Annotated in this window: 1 protein-coding gene; it reads right to left on the bottom strand. The window is 49.6% G+C overall.

What is annotated here, in order from left to right; genetic code table 11:
* Positions 1-740 precede the first annotated feature (740 nt).
* A partial coding sequence (locus tag BV390_RS31390; protein ID WP_206098745.1) for a hypothetical protein occupies positions 741-927 on the bottom strand: 187 nt, incomplete at its 5' end.

Here is a 927-nt window from a genome sequence, read left to right as displayed (position 1 = left end):
CTCCGCTCAATAGCGACACCCGCTATGTACAGGCGCATTTATGCGTCGTACATAGCGGGTGTCGCAGGTGCTGATTTGGCGGAATAAAAAACACCGGGACTGACCGCCCCGGACCCCGCCAACGGTGACCGGACAGACAAAAAATTTGCCTGCCCGGTCACCGTTTCACATCATGGCGAGGAGGCGGGATCTGAAACGGTGTGATGAAAGTGCAGATGAGGTCAGACGATGCAGGTCGGTGAGTCCGTGGTGAACGCGATAGTGGAATACCACGCACAGGGCAGTGAGGAGGCGCATGCAGAGGAAAACAGGATGTTCCTGCGTTATCTGCGCGAGTTAACGGGAACACAGCGTGTGGCGGTTGAGGTGGCCAGGAAATATTTTTCGCCGGTGAGGGGCTGATATGAGCTACCTTTTTCTTGTCGCCGGCACCGCACCAGGTGCGACGGTCCTTTTACAGTGTTGTCCTCATTTGACGGGCCTGGATGGCCCGTTCTTTTATGCTTTTAACGTCCGGGGCCCTTTTCTCGGCCGAAATCACCTACTATGCAGTGGTGTGAATAGCCATGCATATGCGTAAAATAAATCAGGCGCGTTTCTGGCGGTTTTCGGTGTACTTGCCACCACCTTTTGCCCGTTAACCACCAGAAACGCCCTGAGGCCGTTTTCGCGGTGCGCGTAAGAAGACGTTATGGTAAATCGGTGGCTTTATTTCGATCCTTCATGCTTCAGGGGCTGTATCACTTTGCTAGTTTTAGTTTTGTGGTTTCGGCTTGGATTCCGAGAAGATCGTGGAGGTTATTGTTGATAGCAAATTTTATATCTTCAAAACTTGCATCAATCATGAGTACCTCATCCACACCTCGTAAAAAAATTTTTGTTTTTGAGTTACCACATGATTTTATTAAGATAATTTCATTTTTTTTT

Origin of the sequence: Klebsiella sp. YJ (assembly GCF_002108615.1) — a bacterium.
Lineage (GTDB): Bacteria > Pseudomonadota > Gammaproteobacteria > Enterobacterales > Enterobacteriaceae > Klebsiella > Klebsiella planticola.
Note: the sequence above shows the minus strand (reverse complement) of the source record. Positions and strands in the feature narration are given on the sequence as shown.